The following is an 8,227-nucleotide window of genomic DNA, read 5'->3' as shown; positions in this document are numbered from 1 at the left end:
CCTTTGGTTTTCGCAACTATCACCATTTAGTTTCACGGATCAAACTACAACAAATGCGCACCAAACCAAATAAAAAAACAGCATTAGAAGTTGCCTAACTTCTAACACTGTAAAATTGGCTATCAACAGGATTTGACAGAGAGCCTTTTTAATCGGTGTTAACTTAACATCCACCAACTCATGATCATTGTCGCTAATATCAGCCAATACCTTGTTTAAACGGTGCTCAAGCTCTTGAGCATAAGTCGTGAAGACCTTACTTTCATAATGCATTAAATATCCTCCTAATTACGCTAATGTCTATTTTTGCATTGGTACAAAAATAATCTAAATTAGTATTATTCTAACCCACTCCGTTTATCATTGCTAGCAGTTGTTATTTTTATTATGTAATTCACCCGAAAAAATCAAAAAATAATTTAGAAACAAATTCAAAAGCGCAAATAGCTGAATAACTTTTGAAATACGCCTAATCATGAAAAAGTAACGCAAATTGTTCCAGCAAAACTAGTGATTGATCCGTAAACGTTTTTTGAACGGCGGCCAACTCATCAGTAAATACTTTACGGTGAATATTTCGCCAGTAGGCTATCGTTTGATCGCCTTCACCTTCCGCATAGGCCTGGTCAACGCCAACATCCCCAAAAGGGAGTACCTGAACGGCCGTTGTTCGAATAATGGCAACTGCTTGCTGATGACCATTTAAAATAACACTGTAGCGCCCCACGGTTGGCACTGGTTCATTAGTTAACTGATACAGTGCATAATTTGAAGTCGTCGCCGTTTTTTGATGCGCAATCACTAATCGTGCCAACTGATCGGCAGATTCGGCTGTACTGCCGAAAGACCAAACATCATAGGTAGCCGTAATTTCTGGATGCTCCGCTACAAAAGCCGCCCACATTTTTTGTGCCGATTCATTATTCATCCCTTACCTCCACAATCATTAAATTAATTTAATTATAAAAAAAAGCTTAGCAATTTACAATTGGCTAAGTTAATTAAGTGATTCATTAAAGAATGTTGTCTAACCGATAGATGGTACTTTTTTGACAAACGTATTCCAAACGAGAAAAAATGCCGCAACGAAGATATTACTTGTCTGCGGCACTCTTGTTAATCAATAGCGATTATGGTCTTCCCTGCTTTTCCAAACATATTCTAAGCCTAAAGGAAAATTCGAAGATTACGCTTATTGATTACAATGGTCTCTTTCGTAGTTTGCTTCCGGTGACGACTTAATAAGTGCTTCACCAGTTGCTCCAGCTTACCGTTCTCTTTTGCCAACGTCGCGTACACATCAGCGTCAATCTTTAGTGTCAACTGTTCTTTAGCGTTTGGCACGTCAACGGTCACACTGTGCCCATCACCTTTTTGGTCGTCAACACGATGTTCCAAAAAATGCTCCCAGGTCACAACATTACCTCCCTTTTAATACATTAAGCTTAACATGCTTTCTAATCAAAAAATTACTTTTGACCCATTCGTAATCTAAACTTAATACGCCCACGGAAATAAAATGATATTTCTCTATCATTTTAGCTAGCATTTTATAATTAATTAAGTTATTATTCTGTTAACCATTAATTTAATATGGTTAACAAGAATTGAAGGACTGATAAAAATGTCAACTAAAGAACATCTGCTTCAAGAACTTATTGCAACCGGTGATCAATTTGTTTCCGGGGAAATTTTAGCGCAACGGCTTAACCTTTCACGAACTGCAATTTGGAAGGCCATTCAGCAACTTAAAAAGGACGGCTACTTAATTGAAAGCAAGGCCCAATTTGGTTACCGTTACGTGGAAAATGATCTGCTTAGCAAAACTGCTATTCAGCATTTTTTACCCAACGAACTACAAACACTACCATTAAGCGTTTACCCCACTCTTGCTTCCACTAATCAAAAGGCAAAAGAACTTGCGGCCCAGCGTAATGATGTGCCCCAAGTTTTAATTACCAATCAACAGACACGTGGCTATGGGCGTTACGGTCGGCCATTTATTTCTCCAAAGAACTCCGGGATTTACCTTAGTTTACTTCTCAAACCGACAACTCAGTTAACCGACGTTGGTTTACTAACAACTGCCACCGCCGTTGCTGTTTTTCGCGCAATTAAACTGACAACTGGCATTAAAACTAAAATAAAGTGGGTGAATGATCTTTATTTAAGGGATAAAAAGATCTGCGGTATTTTGTCGGAAGCAGTCACCGACTTTGAAACCCAACATATTACTGACGTTATTATCGGAATCGGCCTGGATTTTGCGGCACCAGAAACACCACTAGACAATAACTTACAAAACAAAGTTGGGGCCCTTTTCACAACAAAACCAACAACAACACGTAATCAGTTAATCGCCGAAATTCTAACGCAGTTTTTTTCTATTTACCCTGCTTATTCTGCAGGCCAATTTCTAACTGATTATCGCGAAAATTCACTTTTAACCGGTAAGCAAGTAACGCTCAAACAAGGTAATGAGCAACTTAGCGGACTAGTAACTGGTATTAACAATCATGGTGAACTCCTTCTACAAACGACTACTGGTCAACGGGCAATTAGTTCAGGAGAAGTCACTAAAGTTTACTATCAATAAAAGGAGATCAACACATGACCCACACACAATTAAAAGGATTTATTTTAGCAGCAGAATTTGCCATCATTATTGCTATTTTTTCGCAATTAATTGTCCCACTTGGATTAGTCCCCTTAACTGGGCAAACATTTGCCGTTGGACTCTGTGCCACAGTACTTAAAAGAAAATATAGTTGCTGGGCAATCACAATCTACCTTCTACTTGGCCTAATTGGATTACCCGTTTTTGCCGGCATGGCATCAGGCATCGGCGCGTTATTTGGACCAACTGGGGGCTTTTTATTTGGCTTTCTATTAACTGGCTGGATTACCGGCAGCTACCTGCAACATTTTGGTTATCACTATTTTCACGCCATAACCGCTAACCTATTAGGCGCATTCGCAACTTTAATCATGGGAACTATTTGGTTAGCATTTAGCGGTCACCTTTCTGCTACCGCCGCCTTTAATGCCGGCTTCATGCCCTTTATTGTGCCCGCAATCATTAAGGCCGCCGCGGCCGGATGGCTTGGTGCGTTACTTTACAAACGAATTCGCTATTTCCAGATTTCCGATTAGAAAAGCCATTAGCATATTTATCGCTTTTATCCCAATAACTTGTTAACCTTAAGGTAGCCTAAATTGGCAATACTTTCATCACCAAAGGAGGACTATTTTATGGTTACAACACATTACATTGACTTGAAAACATTACTTAACGATCTTCAGCATGGCCCGTTTGTCTCGATTTATCTGAATACACTGCCACTACGAAATGAGGCAGAAAAATCGCAAATCACCTATAAGAATTTGTTAAAGGAAGCTAAAGAACAGTTTACCACCCTATTTCCCGAAACAAATTGGTCAGCTTTTGAAGCACAATTAACCCCATTATTAAGTGATGCAACGTTTTGGCGCGATCAGTTGTCGGTCAGTCTAGGAATTATCGTCAATCAAAATGAAATGATGGTTACCCGTTTAAACGCAGCAGTCACACAGCGGGTCAGTGTGAGCCGTTTCCCAGATCTGATGCCTATTATCAATAACAGTCAGCGTCAGTTTGACTATACATTGCTCTGTCTAAACCAAGATAGTTTCCGGCTCTTTAAATACCAAGGTCAACGCTTCAACGAAATCATATTCCCGGAAGACGCACCAACAACACTTAAAAAGGCCTTAGGTGATGAAATCAAGGGTGGTGACCTTAATTTCCGGACAAACGGCGATGGTGCTGGTAGTGTTAGCTATCACGGCCATAACGCAAAGGATGAAGAAACTGAGATTGACCATCGCAATTATTACCAGGCAATTGATGATTATCTCATCGACCACGTTGATTCAAAACGTTTAATTCTGTTCGGTTTAAGCGAAAATCAAGCGTTATTCCGTCAACTAAGTAAAAATAGCGCCTTGGCACAGCACCTAAGGATTACGGCATCCCCCGCTAATCTCAGTAAAGAGCAAATTCAAAAACAAACTGAACCGTTACACCAACAGTGGGCCGCTGCAATTGTCGCAATCACATTAGATCGCTACCAAAATGCAATTCCCCAGCGAAAGATTCTTACAACCTCGCAAGATTTGGTTCTGGCCGCTAAAGCCGGACAAATTGATACTTTGCTGCTGGCACAAGATGGCTTTGCGGCCGGAATTATGACGGCGGATGGACTAGATCAAAGTACTTCCATCGGCCAACGCCATAATCTACTCTTTGACCTAAGTGATTATACGTTAAACTTTGGTGGTAAAGTAGTAATTATTCCCAGTGAACAAATGCCAGAGGGACAGACTGCTTGTGCCATTAGTCGTTATCGTTAAGAACCATTTAACCACTACGTCTTTAAAATTCTAAACTAAAACACGAAACAAATAGTAATTTCACGGACTAGATCACTAGTGAAATTTACTACTTATTTCGTGTTTATTTTTATTGTTCCAGTAATTTGACCAAATCGGGTAGTTGCCTGATTTGAAATGTTGGTGTGATGCTTGTTTGATTGGTAAGCAAATTAGGATTAAACCAACAAGTATCAATCCCAAAGCGATTGCCACCAGTAATGTCTGACGTCAACGAATCCCCAATTATTAGTGTCTTGTCCTTATCAAAATACGGTAATTCTTGCGCAATATAATTAAAAAATCCTGGCTGCGGCTTTTGAAAGCCTGCCTCCTCAGAAACAAAAACACGTTCAAAATAATTAGCCAAGCCTGAATCCGCTAATCGCCGCAGCTGCATCTTAGCAATTCCATTTGTGGCAACTTCCAAATGAAAATTTTGTTTCAAGATTCCGCAAACCTCACTGGCATGTGGGACTAACGCGTGTCCGCCGCTTAAATAAGTTCGGTACCTTTTTTCACAGGCAACACCGTCAATTTTCTGGCCCAGTTGCCTAAATAAACGTGTGAACCGCGTTTTTAGCAGTGTTCCCCGAGTGATTTTTCCTAATTCATACTCTTGCCATAAGCCAGTATTTAATGTAGCATAGCGTTGCTGAATTGTTTGCGTTAATGGTAGCTGTAATTCTTGGAAAAGGCTCCTTAGTGCCTGCTTTTCAGCCGCTTTAAAATCAAGTAACGTATCATCTAGGTCAAATAGTAAAGTTGTGTACATCGCGATCAGGTCTCCTCAGTAATCTAATGTCTATTTTACGTGAATGCAACATCTAGTTTATGCTGCTAATAACACTTTTTACTATCATGCCATTTTTTGTATTTCGCTACCAGCCCTATTTTCAGCAAAAAGTTTTCGTTTTTGTTAACTTCTTAAATTTTGCACTGCATTTAAAAAGCAATCTGTTATAATACATAGGAGTATTTTGATTTATTAAGGTGGGATGAAGTTGAAAGACCATAACTCAAGGTCTGACCGACGCACACGCTCGGGTAACCATACGAAGGGTATGCGTGGCTTTTTTAGTCGTTTAGGGCATGGTATTATTGAATTTTTGCGTTTTCCAAAGATCACGTTCAAAGAAAATGCAACCCCACGTGAAGCTTTCTTTTATTATTTAAACATCACGATAAGTGTCTTAAAGAGTTTATTCTTACATATTGCTTCATTTTTATTGATTGTTGGCACATTAACGGTAGGAATTGGCCTAGGTTATTTTGCGTCATTGCTCAATAAAGATACAATACCAAGTTATAACACAATGAAAACGGCAATTAATAGTGACTACGCACCCTCAAATTTATATTTTGCTAAGAACGTTAAATTAGGTGAATTACAAACAAATATCACTAGCACGCCAGTTTCAATTAACCAAATTTCACCAAATTTAACTAAGGCGATTACATCAACGGAAGATCAATACTTCTATCAACATCATGGGGTCGTTCCTAAATCAGTCGTACGTGCCCTTTTTTCCAGTTTAACCGGAATTGGTACGCAAACTGGTGGGTCAACCTTGACCCAACAATTAGTTAAAATGCAATTATTGAATTCTGAAACAACATTTAAACGTAAGGCCAGTGAAATTTTACTTGCTCTACGGGTTGACAAATACTTTTCAAAATCAGAAATTTTACAGGCTTACTTAAATGCGGCTACCTTTGGTCGAAATAATAAGGGCCAGAACGTTGCTGGCGTTCAAGAGGCAGCCGAGGGTTTGTTTGGCAAACCAGCCAGCGACCTAAATCTAGCCCAGGCCGCCTTTATTGCCGGACTGCCACAAAGTCCTTCAGTCTACACCCCTTACAAGAATAATGGTTCCTTGAAAAAGGATCTTTCACTTGCGTTAGACCGTAAGAACGTCGTTTTATTCAGAATGTACCGTGACAATAAAATTACCAAACAACAGTGGCAAACCGCTGAAAAGTACGATCTCAAAAAAGACTTTCTTAGTAAGCAGCCGAATCCAGAACCGACCCAAAAATACGGTTACGTTTATAACTTAGTTACTAAAGACGCACGAAATATTTTAATGAAGCAACTTTACAAAAAAGATGGTCTGACCGCAACTGAGGTCAATCAAGATAACAACCTCTATCAACAGTATTATCAGCAGGCTTCCCAATTGTTGACCGAACGTGGCTATCATGTTTACACCACGATCAATAAATCTGTCTACGATAGTATGCAAAACGTGGTCCAAGAACAAGGCAACACCTTTGGTCCAACGCATGAAGATACGTCAACTGACCCGCAGACTGGCAAAACAATTCACGTTAAAGAACCTGCACAAAATGGTAGCGTGTTGCTTAATAATCACACCGGCGCAGTCCTTGGTTTCGTTGGCGGACGTGATTTCTCCGTCACCCAAATTAATCACGCCTTTGATACTAAACGTTCCCCTGGTTCATCAATTAAACCGCTATTAGTTTACGGTCCTGCCATTCAGCGTAAGCTTATTGGATCAGGGACTAAGATCGCTGATTTCAAGGTTAATTATAATGGCTATAAGCCAACTGATTATGGTCAAACAATTCAAAATCGTTTTGTTAGTTCCCGAGATGCCCTTAAATATTCTTACAATATTCCTGCCGTCAACCTCTACAATCAAGTACGTAAACACGGCTCCGTAAAACCCTACATGGAAAAAATGGGGATTAAATTAACCAGTAAAGACTACAAGGAACTTGGCTTGGCCCTTGGTGGAACCCAGTACGGGGTTAGTGTTGCCGATGAGGCCAGCGCCTATACCACACTTTCAAATAGTGGTAAACACACTGATGCTTACGTTGTTTCAAAAATTACTGACAATAACGGAAAGACTGTTTATCAACATAAACCAAAAACAACCCAGGTTTTCTCGCCTGCAACGGCTTATGTAATGTCAAACATGATGCGTTCCGTTGTTACCCAGGGAACTGCCAGTCAAATTTCTGGTGCGGCAACGTTTAATACCAGCAATCTTGTGGGTAAAACTGGTACTTCAAATGATAACCGGGATAGTTGGTTCGTCGGTAGCACGCCAAAGGTTACATTAGCAACTTGGACTGGTTACGATAATTTCTACGGAAACTCGTATAACCTGACGGATACTTCTGGTGAAGTTAGCAATGCTTACTGGACCAACTTGGCTAATGCGATTAATACCACGGATAGTAGCATTCTTGGAACTACCCAACGGCGCACTCGCCCTTCTGGAGTGACAGAAGTTTCTGTTACTAAGTCAACTGGCCGCTTACCAGGACGAATAAGTTATCAAGGATCACGCCAGGCCATTAGCGGAAGTAAAACCAAGTCACTTTACGCCGGCTGGTCACCTGATCCGGTTAAATATCGATTTGCGATCGGCGGCTCCCAAAAAGCTTATAACGCTTTCTGGAAAAACTATTTTAATGGTGGTGACCCGGATGCTGCCCTACTTGGTGGCGAAGTTATTCCAAGTAGTAGTTCAACGTCAATTAATAAACGCCAAAACATTGGTATCGGAACAACAAGTGAATAATCTATTATAAAAAAGTGGGTAACTTACTAACCAGAAATTGATTAGTAAGTTGCCCGCCTTTTTATGTTGCTCATTTAATTTGGTCTACTTTTTAGTTTGGTAGTGCGCACCCAGATTAATAATTGCGTTTAGTAGCATTCCAATTGCCATCAATAGCATTGCTAACATATTGGCTTGAAAAATGAGAGTGTCAATAATTTTGTGTAAATGAGTAACTCTTATTCGCACGATTAAATAACCAATTTCAAAACATTGATTCT

Annotated in this window: 7 protein-coding genes; 4 read left to right on the top strand and 3 right to left on the bottom strand. The window is 39.9% G+C overall.

Annotated features, from left to right (window positions below; genetic code table 11):
- Positions 1-469 precede the first annotated feature (469 nt).
- Together EKM61_RS10435 and EKM61_RS10430 are read right to left on the bottom strand one after the other, a co-directional pair.
- A complete protein-coding gene (locus EKM61_RS10435; protein ID WP_068223464.1) occupies positions 470-928 on the bottom strand; it encodes an ASCH domain-containing protein in 459 nt (152 codons plus the stop codon).
- 239 nt (positions 929-1,167) lie between these two features.
- Positions 1,168-1,416, bottom strand: coding sequence for a hypothetical protein (locus EKM61_RS10430; RefSeq protein ID WP_068223461.1), 249 nt, complete (start codon positions 1,414-1,416; stop codon positions 1,168-1,170).
- Between the two features lie 208 nt (positions 1,417-1,624).
- Here EKM61_RS10430 and EKM61_RS10425 point away from each other — a divergent pair, with 208 nt between their 5' ends.
- From EKM61_RS10425 to EKM61_RS10415, 3 genes are all read left to right on the top strand, one after another.
- A complete protein-coding gene (locus tag EKM61_RS10425) occupies positions 1,625-2,596 on the top strand; it encodes a biotin--[acetyl-CoA-carboxylase] ligase (RefSeq protein WP_068223458.1) in 972 nt (323 codons plus the stop codon).
- 14 nt (positions 2,597-2,610) lie between these two features.
- Positions 2,611-3,153, top strand: coding sequence for a biotin transporter BioY (locus tag EKM61_RS10420; protein WP_068223455.1), 543 nt, complete (start codon positions 2,611-2,613; stop codon positions 3,151-3,153).
- Between the two features lie 99 nt (positions 3,154-3,252).
- Positions 3,253-4,392 (top strand): baeRF6 domain-containing protein, encoded by a 1,140-nt coding sequence (locus tag EKM61_RS10415; protein ID WP_068223452.1) that lies wholly within the window; start codon positions 3,253-3,255, stop codon positions 4,390-4,392.
- 109 nt (positions 4,393-4,501) lie between these two features.
- Here EKM61_RS10415 and EKM61_RS10410 read toward each other — a convergent pair whose 3' ends face one another.
- The gene (locus tag EKM61_RS10410) at positions 4,502-5,185 is read right to left on the bottom strand and encodes a YjjG family noncanonical pyrimidine nucleotidase (protein ID WP_068223449.1); all 684 of its coding nucleotides are present in this window, start codon (positions 5,183-5,185) and stop codon (positions 4,502-4,504) included.
- 223 nt (positions 5,186-5,408) lie between these two features.
- Here EKM61_RS10410 and EKM61_RS10405 point away from each other — a divergent pair, with 223 nt between their 5' ends.
- A complete protein-coding gene (locus EKM61_RS10405; RefSeq protein ID WP_068223446.1) occupies positions 5,409-7,967 on the top strand; it encodes a transglycosylase domain-containing protein in 2,559 nt (852 codons plus the stop codon).
- Positions 7,968-8,227: the final 260 nt, after the last annotated feature.

Origin of the sequence: Loigolactobacillus backii (genome assembly GCF_003946275.1) — a bacterium.
Classification (GTDB): domain Bacteria; phylum Bacillota; class Bacilli; order Lactobacillales; family Lactobacillaceae; genus Loigolactobacillus; species Loigolactobacillus backii.
The sequence above is the reverse complement of the archived record's forward strand: the minus strand, read 5'-3'. Positions and strand labels throughout refer to the sequence as shown.

Bases quoted from the DNA above. Each gene is read 5' to 3' on its own strand.
- EKM61_RS10435 (WP_068223464.1), bottom strand. From the start codon at position 928: ATGAATAATGAATCGGCACAAAAAATGTGGGCGGCTTTTGTAGCGGAG.
- EKM61_RS10425 (WP_068223458.1), top strand. From the start codon at position 1,625: ATGTCAACTAAAGAACATCTGCTTCAAGAACTTATTGCAACCGGTGAT.
- EKM61_RS10420 (WP_068223455.1), top strand. From the start codon at position 2,611: ATGACCCACACACAATTAAAAGGATTTATTTTAGCAGCAGAATTTGCC.
- EKM61_RS10415 (WP_068223452.1), top strand. From the start codon at position 3,253: ATGGTTACAACACATTACATTGACTTGAAAACATTACTTAACGATCTT.
- EKM61_RS10410 (WP_068223449.1), bottom strand. From the start codon at position 5,185: ATGTACACAACTTTACTATTTGACCTAGATGATACGTTACTTGATTTT.
- EKM61_RS10405 (WP_068223446.1), top strand. From the start codon at position 5,409: ATGAAGTTGAAAGACCATAACTCAAGGTCTGACCGACGCACACGCTCG.